14 protein-coding genes are annotated in these 18,184 nt (G+C 58.6%); 2 read left to right on the top strand and 12 right to left on the bottom strand.

Features of this window, described 5'->3' with window-relative positions:
- Positions 1-5: 5 nt before the first annotated feature.
- Positions 6-866, top strand: a complete 861-nt coding sequence (locus ALO80_RS00925) for an efflux RND transporter periplasmic adaptor subunit (protein ID WP_055007597.1) — start codon at positions 6-8, stop codon at positions 864-866.
- A 22-nt stretch (positions 867-888) separates the two neighbouring features.
- Here the strand turns inward: ALO80_RS00925 and ALO80_RS00920 are convergent, their stop codons facing one another.
- Both ALO80_RS00920 and ALO80_RS00915 read right to left on the bottom strand, forming a co-directional pair.
- Entirely contained in the window at positions 889-1,707 is an 819-nt protein-coding gene (locus ALO80_RS00920; RefSeq protein ID WP_055007596.1) for an SDR family oxidoreductase, read from the bottom strand.
- Positions 1,708-1,724: 17 nt separating this feature from the next.
- Entirely contained in the window at positions 1,725-2,189 is a 465-nt protein-coding gene (locus ALO80_RS00915; RefSeq protein ID WP_054984397.1) for a hypothetical protein, read from the bottom strand.
- Between the two features lie 208 nt (positions 2,190-2,397).
- On the opposite strand from ALO80_RS00915, the gene ALO80_RS00910 reads away from it, so the two are divergent.
- On the top strand, positions 2,398-5,175 hold the full coding sequence (locus tag ALO80_RS00910; protein ID WP_055007595.1) for an RHS repeat-associated core domain-containing protein: 2,778 nt from the start codon (positions 2,398-2,400) through the stop codon (positions 5,173-5,175).
- A 142-nt stretch (positions 5,176-5,317) separates the two neighbouring features.
- On the opposite strand, the gene ALO80_RS00905 is transcribed toward ALO80_RS00910, so the two are convergent.
- From ALO80_RS00905 to ALO80_RS00860, 10 genes are all read right to left on the bottom strand, one after another.
- Positions 5,318-6,769 (bottom strand): mannose-1-phosphate guanylyltransferase/mannose-6-phosphate isomerase, encoded by a 1,452-nt coding sequence (locus ALO80_RS00905; protein WP_054984396.1) that lies wholly within the window; start codon positions 6,767-6,769, stop codon positions 5,318-5,320.
- A 118-nt stretch (positions 6,770-6,887) separates the two neighbouring features.
- Entirely contained in the window at positions 6,888-7,556 is a 669-nt protein-coding gene (locus ALO80_RS00900) for an alginate O-acetyltransferase AlgF (protein WP_055007594.1), read from the bottom strand.
- Positions 7,557-7,598: 42 nt separating this feature from the next.
- Positions 7,599-8,744, bottom strand: a complete 1,146-nt coding sequence (locus ALO80_RS00895) for an alginate O-acetyltransferase (protein WP_055007593.1) — start codon at positions 8,742-8,744, stop codon at positions 7,599-7,601.
- Between the two features lie 10 nt (positions 8,745-8,754).
- Positions 8,755-10,311, bottom strand: a complete 1,557-nt coding sequence (locus ALO80_RS00890) for an MBOAT family O-acyltransferase (RefSeq protein ID WP_055007592.1) — start codon at positions 10,309-10,311, stop codon at positions 8,755-8,757.
- Between the two features lie 185 nt (positions 10,312-10,496).
- Complete coding sequence (locus ALO80_RS00885) at positions 10,497-11,633, bottom strand: mannuronate-specific alginate lyase (protein ID WP_054984392.1); 1,137 nt, start codon at positions 11,631-11,633, stop codon at positions 10,497-10,499.
- A gap of 8 nt (positions 11,634-11,641) precedes the next feature.
- Positions 11,642-13,081: an alginate O-acetyltransferase AlgX-related protein gene (locus ALO80_RS00880; RefSeq protein ID WP_054984391.1), complete on the bottom strand. Its 1,440-nt coding sequence runs from the start codon at positions 13,079-13,081 to the stop codon at positions 11,642-11,644.
- Positions 13,082-13,095: 14 nt separating this feature from the next.
- Entirely contained in the window at positions 13,096-14,706 is a 1,611-nt protein-coding gene (gene algG, locus ALO80_RS00875) for a mannuronan 5-epimerase AlgG (protein WP_054984390.1), read from the bottom strand.
- A gap of 26 nt (positions 14,707-14,732) precedes the next feature.
- Entirely contained in the window at positions 14,733-16,214 is a 1,482-nt protein-coding gene (locus ALO80_RS00870) for an alginate export family protein (protein ID WP_055007591.1), read from the bottom strand.
- Positions 16,211-17,623: an alginate biosynthesis TPR repeat lipoprotein AlgK gene (algK, locus tag ALO80_RS00865; protein WP_055007590.1), complete on the bottom strand. Its 1,413-nt coding sequence runs from the start codon at positions 17,621-17,623 to the stop codon at positions 16,211-16,213. The genes ALO80_RS00870 and algK overlap by 4 nt, the downstream gene beginning before the upstream one ends.
- A gap of 2 nt (positions 17,624-17,625) precedes the next feature.
- The coding region (locus ALO80_RS00860; protein WP_144434191.1) for an HlyD family efflux transporter periplasmic adaptor subunit at positions 17,626-18,184 on the bottom strand (559 nt) is incomplete at its 5' end.

The following is an 18,184-nucleotide window of genomic DNA, read 5'->3' as shown; positions in this document are numbered from 1 at the left end:
CCTGCATGAAAAAGTTTTACAGCCTGTTTGCGACCTTGCTGGTGCTGGCCATTGCGCTCTGGGTCGGTCGTACGCTGTGGGTGGATTACATGGATACCCCGTGGACCCGTGATGGCCGGGTACGCGCCGATATCATCAATGTGGCCGCCGATGTGTCCGGCACGGTGGTGGATGTTCCGGTGCGCGACAACCAGTGGGTAAAACGTGGCGACTTGCTGATGCAGATCGACCCGGAACACTACCGGATTGCAGTCAGGCAGGCGCAGGCATTGCTGGCTTCACGCAAGGCGACCTGGGAGATGCGCAAGCTCAACGCCAAGCGCCGCGCTGATATGGATGAGCTGGTCATCTCGGCAGAAAATCGTGAAGATGCCGGCAACGTCGCCACCTCGGCGCTGGCCGATTATCAACTGGCGCAGGCGCAGCTGGAAGCCGCCGAACTGAACCTGTCACGCACGCGGGTGCTGGCGGCAGTCGACGGGTATGTCACCAATCTGAACGTACATCGCGGCGACTATGCGCGCATCGGCGAGGCGAAAATGGCTGTGGTCGATATGAACTCGTTCTGGGTCTACGGCTTTTTCGAGGAAACCAAGTTGCCGCACCTGAACGTGGGCGATCCTGCGGACATGCAGTTGATGAGCGGCGAAGTGCTCAAGGGCCATGTCGAGAGCATCGCGCGCGGTATCTATGACCGGGACAACCCGCAAAGCCGCGAGCTGATTGCCGACGTGAACCCGACCTTCAACTGGGTCCGCCTGGCCCAGCGCGTGCCGGTGCGTATTCATCTGGACGCGGTACCTGAAGGCGTATTGCTGGCAGCGGGCATGACTTGCACGGTGATCGTCAGTCCGGTAGACGGCTGATCAGCGTTTGTGACGCTTTGTGTCACAAGTCGGCATTCAGTCCGAAGCGTTTTCTCAAGACATTCTCCAGTAAAGCCTTGGGCAGTAACCACGCTATCAGCGGCAGGAGACGCGAGCCGTTGCCCAGGCGCAGCAGGCGCGGCGGATGGGCTTGCTGCGCGGCTTTGAGCAGGTCGCGAGCGAATTCGGTCGCTGGGGTCGGGTTGTCCAGAGAAGCCCTGGCACGTGCACGAATACCCTCGCGGATCGGCCACCACGGCGATTGCTCGCTGATCAACTGTTCGGCTTGCTGGCTGGCGTTTTTCGCGAAACTTGATGCAATGGCACCGGGCTGGACTTCCATCACCTGTACGCCAAACGGTGCCAGCTCCAGACGCAGCGCGTCACTCAGTGCATGTACCGCAGCCTTGGACGCGCAGTATGCGCCAGCAAACGGCGTGACCAGCACACCTGAAACACTGCCGATATTCACTACCAGGCCCTTGTTGCGACGCAGTGCCGGAAACAGCGCCCGGGTAACCCCGACGACTGAAAACACATTGGTTTCGAACTGCCGTTGCAAGGCATCCACGCCACCGTCAAGCAAAGGACCCATCGCGCCATAGCCGGCGTTGTTAATCAACACATCCAGGCCGCTGTGCTCCAGACCGGCGGCCAGTTGCTCCACTGTCAGGCTGTCGTTGACATCCAGTTGCACGGCAATGAAGCCGGCAGCACTGAGTGCCGCAACATCGTCTGCCTTGCGCGCAGTGGCCCAGACTTCATAGCCTGTGGCCTTGAACGCGTCGGCCAGAGCACGGCCGATGCCACTGGAGCAGCCTGTAATCAAAGCGATGGGCATGGGGGAGATCCTTGTGATCAGTCCGAGAAACTGCCTTGCAGATGTTCTGCGCGAAATTCCAGGGTTTGTGGGCGATACCCGTTGCGCAGTGCGGGCACCGGCACGCAATCCTGCCACGTGCCTTTGGCCTGAAGCTCACCGGGACCGCGATAGCGTGCGGACGCGTAGGTGTTGTCGGTCAGATTCACCGAATCACCGGGCGCATAGGCTGCTATCCGCCAACGCAGCTCCTGCAGGGTGACTGGATTGGTGTTGGTGATGCTGACCTGCAACGGACGATCTGTCGGGCAGCCTTGCGGATCGTAACTCAGGCGAATGTCCAGATGCTCAAGCTGACGCGTTTCGCGGCTGTCCTGCCAGATGACGATGGCCGCCACCGCCCCGAGCCCGACAGCCGCAGCCAGCGAGACGGGCAAGGCCTTCGCCGGGTAGCGGAGCAGGAGGATAAGCCAGGTCAGAATTAACAGGATGCCGATAAACATGCGGGTCTCCAGCGTGGGACAGTGTCGGAGATACTACAGACATTGGGCAGGCGTTGACCAATGAGCAAGGCACCGGTGCAATGCGCGCTGCAGTCTGCTCTCGTTGGTCCTCTGTCATAAGTGTCAGTAGGCGCTACGGCCCCACTTATCTAGAGTGTGGGACAGCGCGGAAGCTTCCCGCGTCATCGGACTTATGCAGGTGCCAGTCATGGTTGAACGTTCGATTGCCCTTCATCAGCACACGCCGGCATTACAGTTGGTGGATCCGCGCGGGTTGCCTGTGGTGTCAATTACGCTATGCCGCGCGAGTAGCGATATCGAACCGCAAATCCTTGGTAGCCATGCGTCATTCGACATGGCGGGGCGACCTGTCAGTCGTTGGGATCCGCGCCTGTGGGCTGATCGGGCACCCGCCAGTCTCAATGTCATTCATTCGCTCAGCGGTCAGGTTCTGGCCAGCGACAGCGTGGATGCTGGCTGGCGGGTGTTGCTGGCGGGGGAGGCCGGACAGGTGGTGGAGGCCTGGGATGGCCGGGGCATTGTGCGACGTACTCAGTACGATGCGTTGCTCAGGCCCACGGAGGTTTTTGAAGATGAACACTGCGTCGAGCGTCTGCTTTATGGCGGCCCTGATGCAGGCGCGTATAACCAGTGCGGTCAGTTGATTCGTCATGACGATCCGGCAGGTACGCTGCTTGACGACGCGTACGGTCTTTCGGGAAGTGTGATCCGTCAAACACGGCGGTTTCTGCACGCTGTCGATGAGCCTGACTGGCCCGAGTCGCTGACCGGGCGCGATGCCTTGCTGGAGCCCGACGAAGGTGCAACCACCCACTGGCGCTACAACCCGTTGAACGAAACCATCCGGCAGACCGATGCGCAGGGCAACGTTCAGTCGCTGGATTACACCGTTGCAGGGCAGTTGAAAGACAGTCGTTTACAGCTCAACGGTCAGGCCGAACAGGTTCTGGTCAGTGCCATTGAATACGACGCGCAACAGCGGGTTATCTCGGAAACGGCTGGCAATGGGGTGGTCAGCACGGCGCTTTATGCCACTGAAGACGGTCGTCTGCTGGAATTGAATGCCAGGCGGGCCGATGGGCCGATGTTGCAAAACTTGCTGTACGACTACGACCCGGTCGGTAACGTAATTCGTATCGAGGATCGCGCTCAGCCAACGATCTATAGCGGCAATCAGCGTATCGCTCCTGTTTCGACGTATCAGTACGACACGCTGTACCAACTGATCGAAGCCACGGGCAGGGAATCATCAGTTGTTAATCACGGCCCGGTGCTTCCCGGTTTCCAAAGCCCTGCGGATCCCACGCAACTGGTCAACTACACGCAGACCTATCGTTACGACGCGAGTGGCAACCTGCAACAGCTTACCCATACAGGCGCGCAGTCCCATTCGCGAAAACTGGTCACTGCGCGTTACAGCAACCGCAGTCTGCCGGTGATCAATGACCATATACCCGACGAAGCAGAAATCGCTGCTGCCTTCGATGCCAATGGCAATTTGCTTGCCCTGCAAGCCGGGCAGGACCTGAGTTGGGATCGACGCAACCAGTTGCAGCAAGTGCGGCCAGTGGTTCGTGAATCCGGTAATGACGACAGTGAACGCTATATATACGACGCCAGCGGTCAGCGCCTGCGCAAGGTACGCACCATACAGGCCAAAGCCGTCACCCACATCGCCGACGTGCGCTATCTGCCAGGACTTGAAATACGCACCGATAGCGCCACCGGTGAAACCCTGCACGTCGTGGTTGCTCAAGGCGGACGCAACAGTGCACGAGTGCTGCACTGGCAGACCGGCAAGCCCGATGCACTTGAAAATGACCAGATCCGCTACACCCTGAGCGATCATCTGGGGTCCGGCACGCTTGAACTGGATGCGCAGGGGCAACTGATCAGCCAGGAAAGTTACTACCCGTTTGGCGGAACATCATGGTGGGCGGGGCGCAATGCCATCGAAGCGAACTACAAGACAGTGCGTTACTCGGGCAAGGAGCGCGATGCGACGGGGCTTTATTATTACGGGCTGCGGTACTACGCGCCGTGGTTACAGCGCTGGATCAATCCGGACCCGGCCGGTATTGAGGACGGACTTAATCTATACGGTATGTTGAGGAACAACCCGCTCACGTTCATTGACGCTGGGGGAGGAGTCGCTGAAATCCCCAAGCATATTCACTACATCTGGTTGGGCGCTCCCGAACCATTGATGAAACACTTGAATGGGATAAAAAGAAATGCCGCTCTGAACCCGGAGTATGAGGTAACGCTGCATCTGGATCTACGAGGAGATGACGATTCTGGAATAAAATCAGAGCTGGATGATGCAAGAAACATTACGGTCTCGCGTCTTAGGGAAGAAAAATTCTTTGGGATGTTTAAAGGGACCAGGTCGCACGATATTTATGAGAATTTGTATGGGAAAGACCCTCGAAATTATGCAGCGGCAAGCGATGTGCTCAGGTACAGTCTGATCAATCATTATGGGGGTGTTTATTCAGACGCCGATGACACGTTTACGCGTGGGATCAGGGTTGACGATTTCCTGACCAAACCTGACAGGGTCTTCACGTTACGTCCGACGGATACGCCATGGGAAAAAGATGAATTTGTGATTCCCAATAGTTCTTTTGCTTCCCCCGCAAGAAATCCGGTGTTGACCCGTCTGGAAAAAAAGGTCATCAAACGGCATAGCACCTATCGTGCGGAAGATTTTGGTAAGTACCTGAGTAGCCTCACCGATGTGGAAGACAGGATGAAAATTGTTTCGTCGGTAACGGGTCCTAAAGTTTTTACGGACGTACTGCTCAAGGAGGATCGTGGACTGAAAAAGCTGTTCTCGGCAATAATCAATCAAGAAATTCACGGTAAAGCGTTAAAAAAACAGGAGCAGCATCATTCAGAAATTGAAAAGCGCATGGTGATCTCTCGCTTCATAAGGTTTGGAAGCAGCAACTCCTGGCGGTAGCTCACGATGAGTGCATACAGACAGCCAGAATACGAGCGCACGCAATATTCTGCACTGTTATACAAGAGCCCCCGACAACGCTGTGCGTACAGATACGCAAAGAATTGCCGGGGGCTGTCTCGCTGGCAGCTAAAAGCGTCTGTTAGCGCGCAATCGTCTGCGTCTTCACACCCGCTTCCAGCGCATTCGAACGACCGTAGATATCTTCGAAACGCTCGATGTCGTCTTCGCCCAGGTAGCTGCCCGATTGCACTTCGATGATTTCCAACGGGATCTTGCCTGGGTTACGCAGGCGATGGACCGAGGCGATCGGGATGTAGGTGGACTGGTTCTCAGTGAGCAGGAACACGTTCTCGTCACAGGTGACCTGCGCAGTGCCGGATACCACGATCCAGTGTTCGGCGCGGTGGTGGTGCATCTGCAAGGACAGGCATGCGCCCGGCTTGACGGAGATACGCTTGACCTGGAAGCGACCGCCCATGTCTACCGAATCGTAGGAGCCCCACGGACGGTACACTTCGAGGTGGTTCTGGGTCTCGGTGCGGCCCTGTTCGTTCAGGGTGGCGACCATCTGCTTGACGCCCTGGACCTTGTCCTTGTGGGCAATCATCATCGCGTCCTTGGTTTCGACGACCACGATGTTGTCCAGACCGATCACCGACACCAGTTTGCCGTTGCCGTGGATCATGCAGTTGCGGCTGTCCTGAATGACCACGTCGCCCTTGGTGACGTTACCGTTGGCGTCCTTGGCGTTGACTTCCCACAGCGAGGACCAGCAACCGACATCGCTCCAGCCAGCCGACAGCGGAACGACGCAGGCGCGCTGGGTTTTTTCCATGACCGCGTAGTCAATGGAGTTGTCCGGGCAGCAGGCGAAGGTGGAGGCGTCGATTTCAACCGCATCGCCGTCCTGCACGCTGCGCTCGAGGGTCAGCAGGCAGGTGTCGTAGATGTCCGGATCGTGCTTTTTCAACTCTTCGAGGAAGCGGCTGGCACGGAACAGGAACATGCCGCTGTTCCAGTAGTAGCCACCGGCTTCAACGAACTCTTTGGCGCGTTTTTCGTCAGGTTTTTCGACGAACTGCGAAACGCGGCTGACGCCTTCCGGCAGCAGGGCATCGGCGGTGGACTTGATGTAGCCGTAGCCGGTTTCAGGCTTGTTGGCCGGTACGCCGAACAGCACCATTTCGCCGCGTTCTGCGGCTACGGTCGCCAGTGCCAGTGCGCGTTGCAGGGCTTTCTGGTCTTCGATGACGTGGTCGGCAGGCAGGACCAGCATCAGGCCGTCGTTGCCTTCATTGACCAGCTTCATGGCGGTCAGCGCAACGGCGGGTGCCGTGTTGCGGCCGAACGGTTCCATGAGGATCGCCTGGGTTTCCAGGTTCAGCGCCGCCAGTTGCTCATTGACGATGAAACGATGGTCCTTGTTGCAGACCACTATAGGCTCCTGCATGCCCTCGAACACCAGACGCTCCAGGGTTTGCTGGAACAGGGTGTGCTCGCCGGTCAGTGCCAGGAACTGTTTAGGGAATTGTTTACGCGAAAGCGGCCAGAGTCGTGAACCACTACCGCCTGACAAGATAACTGGAATCATTTTGTTTCTCCAAAAGCATTCAATTAGGGCCGTACGAGGTGTCTGTCGTTTCTGTCTTGTTCTTGTTCCGCGTCGGTCGGTTCATGGCAACTGCCCTGAACCGACCGGCATAATCCGTTTAGCGGGTTGCAATCGGTGGCTTGACCCACACTGGCGAGAGGCTGCTGCCACTGCCGGTGATGTAGAGCACGGCGGCTTCGCCACGCTCCAGCGCCACAGGTTTCACATCGGTGACTTTCTTGTCGCCGTCGTACAGCGCCAGGCTGACTTTTACCGGGTTGATTTCACGCTCGCCGGTGCCTTTGGCCGCGACGGTATTGACCACTTCGGTCTTGCCGTCTGCGGTTTTCAGAGTCAGAGACTTGTCGCTGAGGTTCTGAACGCGAACCAGGGATTTTTGCTTGTTCTTGAACGGCGGCTCTTCAACAAGCTGCGGCTTGCCGTTGGCGTTGTTGACGATGGTGTAGTAATGATCGCCGGCCAGTTTTACCGGCAGGCTCTGGCTGCCCAGTTTGGCGGTGTAGTCGCCCTGTGGCATGAAGCTGAACGCGGTGCTGCCCAGTGGTGCCACTTCGTTGAGGTTGGTATTGCCGACACTTGCACTGATTTCAGCGTTGCTGGCGTTGTAGACACGCACGAAGGTCGAGCCTTTGGGAGCGGTCGGACCATACAGGGCGGAGTCACCGGCGAACGCTTGCAGGGACATCAGGCCCAGACCTGCGGCGAGTGCGCAGGTTTTGAACAGGCGGTTTTTGGTCGACAGCTTGGCAGTAGTGTTAAAGGTCATGAGTCAGTCCTCTCTGTTTTGCGCCCGGTTGGGCGACTCGGATTATTTGGCGTTGAGCGCCACGTTTTCTTGGGTGTCACGCGATTTCTTCAGCTCGGCGATCCACTTCGGATCGAACTCGCCAAGATCGTTGTGTGCCGGCAGGTAGCGCTCCGGGAACTCCCAGATGACCACTTGCGGCGGGGTATTCTTGAAGGCGTCGGTCTGCAGGTACTTGAGCATCGGCAGGATCGGGCCATGCCCGTCTTCCGCGTAGTTAACGACATCGCTGCGCAGGGCTTCTTTCAGAGCACCCACGAAGTTCCAGTTCGGGTTGGCGCTGTAGCTGGTGCCGACCAGGCCCACCGGAATGTCGCTGTCTGCGAACAGGGCGTCACCGCCTGCTGCTTCGCCTTCCACCGGATCGGTGCTGCGTTTCTGCAGTTCGTCCGGCTTGGGCAACAGATTGCTGAACAGCGGGTCGAGCGGCAGGAAGGTGGTCAGATCGCCTTTGTAAGCTTCGGTGCCCTTGGCTTGCGTGACGAACTGCTCAGGTTCGCCTTCCAGCGGCGTCTTCTGGGCAATGGCTGCGCTCAGTTGCTGCGCGGCCACTTCGGCACCCATCGGCGTCCAGTGAGTGTCGGTGCGCAGGAAGACCTGGCCCTTCTGCTTCGCAGCTTGCAAAGGTGTCAGCAGGTCCGGCGCGAAGATCCCGGCCTTGGCGACCTGAGCGTGGAACTGCTGATACAGGTCAGCGTGCAGGCTGGCTGGCTTGGTGTCGCCAATGTGTTCCGGATACAGACGGGTTTTTGCCGGAACAATCGCCAGTACCAGTTTGGTGCCCTGTTTTTCCAGCGCGTCGCGGACACCCTGAATCAAGGCCAGGTTGTCGGCTTCGTTCTGTTCGCCATTGGCAACCGCATCGAACTCTTCGTCGGTGTACAGCCACTGGTCCTTGCCGAGCACGACGCCTGGACGACCTTCGTTGAACAGTTTGAAGTCCAGCGCGGCCCACAGGTTGGTGCCCAGACGCTTGATCGGGAACTCGTCGTCGTAATGAGTTTCCGCTGCCTTGGTCCACTTGCCATTGAGCACGGTGGTCTCGGCCGAGGTCGAGAATGTGCTGAAACTGCGCAGCGACCAGATGCCCAGAACCAGCAGAATGGCCAGGAAGATGGCGATATAGAGGATTCGTAATGAACGGGTCATGTCAGGCTCCTCAGAACTGGAAGTAAAGGAACGGCGAAAAGCTTTGCGCCGAGAGTTTTAGAATCGAGGCCACGAACAGCAGCAGGATCAATGCGCGCATGGCGTAACGTGGCCAGTCGGCTTCCCAATAGGCGGCTTGCACGCGTGCTTCGCTGCCTACGGTGTAGCTAGGCAGGTGCAGACTGCCGGGTGCGTCACCGGGAACGGCTTTGATGGTGCCCGGTTGAGCCGTCGCAGGACCGTCAGCCTTGGCACTTTTGCTGCTGTCGGCTTCACGGTTCTGATAGAAGTCACGCAGACCGAAGAACGCCAGGGTCGCGTAGGCCACTACCAGTGTTGCTACTTGCAAACCGGTCAGGCTGGCGCGGTTGAGTTCGGACAGCTGCCATTCGCCGAAGCTGAACATGGCGCTGTACATACGTCCGGCGACGTGAAGGTTTTCAGCGCGGAAGATCACCCAGCCTATGACCACAAGAAGGAAGGTCAGTGCCCAGCGAATCGGATTGAAGCTATAAGGCTTGGTGTTGATGCCGACCGCTTTCTCGATCGCCAGCCACATGCCGTGCCAGGCACCCCAGATGATGTAAGTGACGTTGGCACCGTGCCACAGGCCGCCCAGCAGCATGGTCAGGAACAGGTTGCGGTAAGTCGCGAACTTGCCACCACGGTTGCCACCCAGGGTGATGTACAGGTAGTCACGCAGCCAGGTGGACAGGCTGATGTGCCAGCGACGCCAGAACTCGGTAATCGACTGGCTGATGTAGGGCTGCTTGAAGTTTTCCATGAAACGGAAACCCATCATCAGGCCCAGGCCGATGGCCATGTCGCTGTAACCGGAGAAGTCGAAATACAGCTGCGCGGTGTAGGCCAGCGCACCCAGCCAGGCGTCGCCGGTTGTCGGGTTTTGCAGGGCAAAGCAATGGTCGGCAACCACGGCCAGGGTATCGGCGATGAACACTTTCTTGATGAAGCCCTGCATGAATCGCGTGGCGCCTTCGGAGAACTTGTCCAGCGTGTGCGTACGGTTGTTGAACTGATCGGCCAGATCACGGAAGCGCAGCACAGGCCCGGCGATGAGGTGCGGGAAGATCGCGACGAATGCAGCGAAGTCGATCAGATTGCGCGTAGCCGGCGTGTCGCCGCGGTAGACGTCGATGATGTAGCTGATGGACTCGAAGACATAGAACGAGATACCGATCGGCAACAGCACGTGGGTCAGGATGAACGGCTCCAGCCCCATCGAGGTCATGGCTGCGTTGATGCTTTCCACACCGAAGTTGGCGTATTTGAAGTAACCCAGAATACACAGGTCGACGATTACGCCGAGCAGCAGCCAGCGTTGTGCCGGTTTGGTTCGCACACCTGCTGCGCCCACTTTGAGACCGATCCAGTAGTTCCACACGGTCACGCCGATGAACAGCGCCAGGAAGTCCACACGCCACCAGGCGTAGAAGATATAGCTGGCAATCAGCAGCAGCAGATTGCGATAGCGTTGCCCGCTCAGGTAGTACAAGCCGAGGAAGATCGGCAAGAACAGGAACAGGAACACGTTGGATGAGAAAACCATCCTTATCTCTCCGTTTGTCCAACAGTCAAGGGCTCAAAGCCCCCCCAAACCCCCCGTTGAAACAGGGGGTAAATCGCTTCACAGCTTGTCGGCGAAGCTGGCCAGGCGAGATCCGTCTTTATGGATGCATCGCTTGGGCAGATGTCTTCGCGGACAAGTCCGCTCCTACAGATAACGACGGTGAATCACGAACCGTCGCTGTCGCCCTTGTCGCCTTTCTCATGCGTCGGGTCGTAGACCTTGGTCAGGTCACCGCCCAGGCGGAAAGTCTTGAACGGCTGTTTCTCGTGTTTCTCTTCCAGCACATCCGGGCTGCAGGTGTAGAGCGAGCAGTACGGTTCGAGCCAGGCGAATTTCGGATCTTTCTTGAGGTCCGTCATGTCCTGCTTCTCGCCGTTGTGTTCAGCGAATATCGAAGGGTCTTTGACACCGGCCAGAACCCGGTCACCCAGACGCTTCAATGCACCGTTGTTTTCCGGACGCAGGTCCACGCCGTTGGCTTGAGCGAAGCTGGCAATCATCGCGAGCGGCGGCAAGGCATAGTTGTGATACGACAATGCACGCTGGCGGCGCTTCATTTCGTTGGGCAGGAAGCCGTCCTTGTCCACCTGATTGGCCGCAACCTTGAATTCCTTTACTGCCCAGTCGAACAGGTCCTGACGATTGGTGGCGACGGCGGTTGCCATCACCGACCATGCGGCCCAGTAGGAGTGGTTGTTGATTTTTTCCAGCGGCAGATTGCTCCAGTCGCTGACTACCTGATCGGCCAGCTTGCTGAACCAGGCTTCAATGATCTGTGCGTCCTGCTGACGATTGGCCAGTGGGTGCGACTCGGAGAACTTCAAGCGCAGATAGGCGGAGGACATGCTGCCCAATGCCCATTTGCGCATGGATTTGCCGGTGTGATTGAACTCGCGCGATTCCAGCGCATCGGCCTTGGCCCAGGTGGTCATCATGTTCAGCGCGCAATCGAGCTGTTCCGGACGACCGTCGCGCATGTACTGCATCACGACCTTGCTGACGCCACGCTCAAGGGTGGTGATGTCCTTGGTTGCGTCGCGAAACGCTTCTTCGGAGACGGCGTTCAGGGTCGCCCGCGCCTTGTCCGAGCCTTCGTACTTGCTGCGGAATACCAGTTTGTCGGTATAAGGTTTTGGAATGGCTTCACAGGTGAAATTGTGATCGCCAGTCTTCATCTTTTCGATCGGGGCGTCGTAGCCCTTGGGTGGAACCAGTGCGGCGGACGCACCCGTAGCCCAGGCCATCGACGACAGGATTGCCATCGACAGCAGGGTAGGGCGTATCAGTTTAGGAGTCTGCATAAGTCACCTCATAGTCCGGCTTGAGCGGTGTGTGTCGCAGCGCTCGGGAACACGTTGCGTTTGCATACTTTGGCTTCGACTTTCTGTGGTGCCGTGCCTGCTTCCGGTCCCTGGATTTCCAGCGCCAGCAGTTGCTGGTTAGCCCAGTCCTCGTCTTCGCGCAGTTCGAACGCAAAGCGTCCGTCGGTATCGGACGTTTCCGGTTTTTCGATTTTCAGGTCCTCGTGACGGCCGTTCATGTACCAGAGTCTGGCCTGAAGGGTTTTCACCGAGGTGTCGTCAAACTTGATGTCGATCTGGTTGCTGCCGTTGCGGATGTCCTTGATGCCATTCTTGCCATTGACCAACACTTCGTTGGTGCCCGGCTTGAGGGTGGTACTGGCGCTCATGACCGCAGGCTTGCCTTCGCAACCGTTGTCCAGCAGCGCCATCATCTGGCGATAGATGGTTTCCTGATCCAGGCGATACAGCGGTGAGAACTCCCAGATGAGAATTTTTGGCGGACGCTTCTGGAAATCTTCGCTGCCCAGGTACTGCAGCATGGAGCCTTCAAGGCCACCGCCAGGGAACGCCACGTTCAATACGTCGGCACCCATGTATTCCTGAAGGAAGCCGGCAAAGTTGTAGTTCTTGCCGCTGTGACTGGTGCCGACCAGCGTGATCTCCGGGTTACCGGAGTCGCCGAACAGGTCGCCATCGCCCGCCTCACCCTTGGGCTCGGTGGTGAACTGGTCCATGTACTGGATCGCGTAACTGGTGCCGCATAATTGACCCGCCATATTGTGCAAAGTGCCCGTTTTGCCCATGCGACCGGAAATATGGCTTTCGAATTCACGCTTGGGGATGTCGCTGTAACCCGGAACTTTCTTCACGGTTTCGGCCACGATCTTCGCGGTGCGCTGAGCGCCATAAGGTGTCCAGTGCTGGTCGCCACGGAAGTAGAAATCATGCGCCTGTTGCTCATTGGTCAACGGCGACAGATCCGGCACCCAGTAACCCATCTTGCTGAAGCGGCCGAGCATGGCCTGGTAGTTTTTCAGCGCCTTGTCATAGTCGAACTTGTCGCGTTCGGCCGGAAACAGCTTGTTGCGATCCACCAGACCACGGGTTGGCTGATAGACCACGACCAGCTCGACGCCTTTGCTCTTGAACGCATCGTGCAGTTCTTTCATGCGGCGATAGCCGGCAGGTGTGGTGTCGAACTCGGTGCGCAAGTCTTCCTGAGTCCGGAACAGCCAGTCGCCCTGGGCCTGAACCAGTGTGGTGAAGTTCTGCTGATAGCGTGTGGTGTAGTTTTTCGCATCATGCGCGGCCGGGCACAGCGTGCAGCAAGGTTCGGCCTTGAACGTCGGCGCTTGTGAGTCGTCTGCCCGAGCGACACCTGCGGCGGCCATCAGGGCGGCGGTGAGGCTGGACAGGCTCAACAGCTTGATCAGATGTGCGTGCATAACAATACCCTTCCTCATTCCCGCAGCTCGGTCTGGCTTTCGACGGGGTCGATCAATACGGCTTTTTTCTGGCGTACCAGCAGGTCGAGGATCTCGTCCTGGCGCTCACCGAGGATGCCGTTGAGGCTGATACCAACCTCTTTGGTCGGCATCAGCATCGAGACGCGATACAGCTCGACGCTCAATGGCGAATCGATGGACAGCGGGCCCGAGCCATTACTGGACAGTTCACCGCCGACCATGATCAGCGACACCTGAGCGTCGAACGGGTCGAGCTCGATGTCGCGGTCGGTGTCGCTCAAGTCCTTGATGTGGCCGTAGACGCCCATCAGGCCGTTGCCCATGGCGACGTTTTCGTACAGCTTGATATTCACGCTGTTACGCACGCGGATGCCGTGACGGCGGTTGGCTATTACGCGATTGCCCCACAGCAGGTTGTTGCCGCTTTCGTACAGGGTGATGCCGTCAGTGTGGTTCTGATAGATCTCGTTGTAGGCGACGATATTGCCGACGCTGTTACGGTCCAGAACCACGCCGGACAATTTGTTGTTATGGCTCTTGTTGCGGAAGATGAAGCTGTTGTCCACTTCCCGGGAAATAATGATCCCGTGTTTTTTCTTGGTCCCGTAAACGTCGTTTTCGGCGATGATCAGACCGTGTGAGCGGTCATGCGGGTCAATGCCGTAAACGATGTTGTCACGATAGGTATTGCCCTTGACCACGAAGTCGCGCGTCTCGTAGCAGTAAAAGCCGTACCACATGTCCGAGAATTCGGAGTCGATGATCCAGCCGGTCGGCTCGGCGCGCTTGAGAATCTTCGCGGTGTTGGGTGTGTACTGGGAAATACTGATGCCGTAGGACTTGCTCTGGTCGTAGCCCATGCTCGCCATTTTGGTGTTGGCGATCCAGGTTTGCGAGCCGCCCCAGGTCAGCAGGAAGGGGCGAAACTCGTCAGGCTTGCGATAGGTCGCCAGGCTGTTGCGGGTTTCACTCCAGGCGTTGACCTGAGTGTGGGTGATCAGCATGTTGCCTTCGCTGACGATGAATGAACCCTTTTCCTGAGACAGGCGCAATTCCTTGGTCTTGCTGTCGATCTCGAAGATGCCGGTTTCCTTGATCAGGATCGGCAGGCGCGCAACATAGACGCCCGGCGAGACTTCGCTGAGAAACTGCTTGGGCACCTTTTTGGCCAGGTCCTGCAGGTTCACGTAGCCGTCGGAAATCATGATGGCTTGCGGGATACCCTTTTGACGGTTAACCCATTCGGCCATCTTGTTGTCACCGCCGATGAATTCCTTGAGGCCGGTTTCTTCCATCATCCGCGAGACAGTGACCTTGCCCGGTTTGTTGCGCACGATCTTTTTCAGCGCCGCCTCAGCGGTGTAGCCGCTCAGGTCGGGCAACACCGGCTTGGCCATTTCCAGCGGCTCGGTCGGCGGGCTGGTGATGGTGTAGGTCTTGGCTTCATGCAGCTCTTTGACCACCGCCTTCTGTGCATCGGTGACGACAGGGGCGTTAGCCAGCGCCACACCGCTGGCCATCAGCAGAGCGCTGGTCAGCAGTGCGCTTTCGAGCAGGGCATGCGGCCAGCTTCGGCTACGCCCATTGCTTGTATGACTGTTCATCTCTGGCACTCCTTTGGCGGTTCGCATCAGAAGCGCCAGATGACGTCGACAACGGCGCGGTGCATATAGCTGTCCACGTTGTTCTGATAGGCGTCGCCGGGCTTGAAGACACCTGCGCGCAGGCGCACCAGTGCCGAAGGTTCATCGAACGACTGGCTGAGCGAGGCGGGCAGCAGGCCTTGCTTGAAATACTTGGTCACGACCAGGTCCATTTCCTGACCCAGGTCCTTGCTTCCGTCTTCCAGTGGCAGCGAGCTGAACGTACCGTCCCGGTTATCGTTTACCGCGTTGATGCCCGAGCCGCCGATACCGGTGTTGCCGTCCACGCGGCGGAACTTGTGGTAGATCAGCGACGCGTCGTATTCCTCGTTCATCTGCCAGGAAGCGAACAGCGAGCCGGTTTCCACATTGGCCATTTCGCCCTGGAAGGCTTCACCGAAGCGATGGATGCGTGAGCGGGTGCCGGTCCAGTTGGAGCGGTTACTTTCCAGACCGTTCTGGACGTAATCCCTGCTGGCGCGCGAGTAGGCGGCACCGACTTGCCACTGCGGGTCAAGACGCAGGCGCAGACCCAGGTCGGTGGCCCAGCCATTCATGTCGCGGCTGTTCTTCTGACCCGCAATGAACTGGTCGTTGGCGGCGGAAGTCACGCCGATCTCGTCGCGCGTTCCGTCCAGCCAGGTCAGGCTGCCCCAGTAGTTGAGCTGATTGATGTTGCTGCGATAGTTGTACGCATCGCTGTCAGCCTGCAGGCCCACCCAGGTCAGATCGCCGTTGGACGTCTTGTCCAGATCATCGAGCACCTGACCCTGAGACTTGAGCTTGCCGTCGTCTGCACTGTGATGGGCACGGATACCGGCCCAATGGCCCGGCGTCCACTGGTAGCTGACCGAACCGAACAGGTGCTTGCGATCTTCGTCGTCCGGTGCCAGTTCGGTCAGGTCGGTACGGTATTCGCTGAAGCGCTGGGCAGCACCCAGTTCAGCGCGCAGCAATGTGGTATCGAATGACCAGTTGATGGCTTCGATGTTGGTATCGTGCCACTGGCCGTCATCATTGCGCAGACGCTGACGGCCGACTTTGAGGATCTCGCCGGGGTAGGGCGTGAAACCGCTGTAGCCGATCCAGAATTCCCGCAGTGCAGCGTAGGTCTTGTCGGTTTCACGCTCGCTGGCCGTGCCACGCGAGGTCTGCGTTCCGCTGCCATCGCTGTTGCTCTGCTCCAGCGGGTCGGTCTGAATGATGTCGGTAGCGGTCACTACCTGACCCATTGCGTAACCGCTCCAGTCACCGCGCTCGCCATATACCCAAGGGCGCAGATCCAGGCCCACACCGTTGACGTCGCCGCCCGAACGGGTGCCCAGGTCGCGATCATCTTCGGCCTGCGCCGTGGCTTTGATTTCGATACCGAAATTCTGTTGTTCGGTCAGCGCTGCCAGCGTCGGGCAAGCCCACAACAGGGTGAAGCCAAGGCCCATGCCGGCGGCCATCAGGGGATTCAACTTCATAGTGCTTCCTCACCGTCTTTTTCTTCTTGCAGGGCCTGTAATGCCATCGCGTTCTGAGTAGCGGCGGCGCCCCGGACTTTTTGCTCGCGTGCCAACAGGTCTTTGGCAGAGGCGAGTTTTTCAGGCGGCAGTTGTGCGTTGAGTGCCTGGGCAAGCTCGGTGGCTTGCGGGGTTTCACTGGTCAGCGCCAGCTGGGCGAAAACCCAGGCGTTGACTGGATCGGGCATGGTGCCCTTGCCCTGCGAGAACAGTTGCGCGAGGGCGAAGTCTGCGCTGTTTTGACCACCACGGGCGGCGGTCAGCAGCTCATCTACGGCTTTTTGCGGGTAAACCTGGCCCAGATAGCCGCGACGGTAGATCTGCCCCAGGTAGTAATGGGCAGAGATTTCCGTTGCGGTGGCCTTCTTCAGATGCTCCTCGGCCTTGACGGCATCGGGTGTTACCCATTTGCCTTCGTAATAAAGGCGTCCAAGCAGCAACTCGGCACGAGGCTGATCGGCCGCGCGTCCGTTGTTCAGGTATTCCATCATCTTGTTGACGTCGCCCAGTTCGGGGAAGTCGTAAAGCAGTTTGGCCAGCGTCACCCACGAAATCGGGTAGCCCGGCGCAACGCTTTCCAGCAATTGCTGAGCGGTCTTCTCGTCCGGCGTACCGATCGTGGAGTCACCCAGCACACGCGCAACACTGTCCACTCGCTGCGCACCGACTCGGCCGGCAGCGTATTCGCTCTTGAGTTTGTCGATCAGTGCCGTCTGTTGCTCGGCCTGGCCGCGCGTCTGATAGACGGTGGCCAGTTCGACGTAGCAGATGTCCGTAACCGACAGCGCCTGCTTGCAGATGCTCTCGACTTCATCAAGGTGTTGAGCATAGGTGCCTTGAGTGCGGTACAGCAGCACCTGAGCCAGGCCGGCCTCCGGGTAACCGGCTGCGCGCCACTCGCTGATCTTCTGCTGCGCATTCACTTCCGGGAATGTGTGCGGGTATTGCAGATAAAGCATGGCCAGCGGGATCAACGTGCCGGATTCGCCGTTGGCGAAAGCCTTTTTCAGCAGGCCTTCGGCTTCGCGGTGCTCGGCTTCGGTAGCGTCGGGCTTGGCAGCCAGCAGGCGACCCAGGCGCGACTGCGCCCGAGGCGACGTCTCTGCTGCAGCGCGGTAGGTAGCCTCGGCCTGCTTGAGCAGCGCCGGGTCACGGGTCGTGACCTGAATATCAGCCAGGCCGACTTGCGCGTCGCTATAGCCCAGGTCCGCCAGCTGCCGATAGTTCTGCTCCGCCAGTGCAGTGTCGCCGTTTTTCAAGGCTTCATTGGCAAGGCGTTGATCAGGCAGGCCGGCACAGCCGCTCAGGCCGAGCGCGATGGCGAGGCTCAATAGCGTGGGGGTCGACAGGCGTCGTAGTGGGCTGTTCATGGTTACAGACCCGCAGCCATTGCTTTATCGAGCAGCCAGTTCACGGACGGGCCGCGATCGCTGACGACTTCGACAGGGCGGCCGGCAAGCGAGCTGCTCAGGCTTTCGTCAGGCTTGATCTGCACGCGGATGTCGGTAGACAGATCGGCGTCGCTCAGATTGGTGCTGCTGACGATCTGACCGGTGCGCAGTTGGTCTTCACCGGCAATCTGGAAGCTGACACGGGTGCCTGGCTTGACATCGTTGAACTGGCGATAGGTGAAGCGTGCTTCAACCGTGGCCGGCGCGTTGCGTGGCACCAGTTGGAAGATCACTTGACCCTTGGATGCGAACTGGCCGTCGGCAACCAGCTGGCGAGCCACAACGCAATCGCACGGGCTGGTCATGGTGCCGCTCATTTGCTTGCCATACAGCTCTTCGATCTTGGCTGGCTGCAGGTCTTCGCCGGTCAGGCTGCCCTTGAGCATTTCCAGCATGCTGGTGTTGAAGGACGCCAGTGGCGCGCCTTTGGCAGCTTCGCCGTTCTGGGCGACCAGGCTTTGCACGGTGCCTTCACGCGGC

It is taken from the genome of Pseudomonas caricapapayae (genome assembly GCF_001400735.1).
In the GTDB taxonomy this organism is placed as follows: Bacteria; Pseudomonadota; Gammaproteobacteria; order Pseudomonadales; family Pseudomonadaceae; genus Aquipseudomonas; species Aquipseudomonas caricapapayae.
The sequence above is the reverse complement of the archived record's forward strand: the minus strand, read 5'-3'. Positions and strand labels throughout refer to the sequence as shown.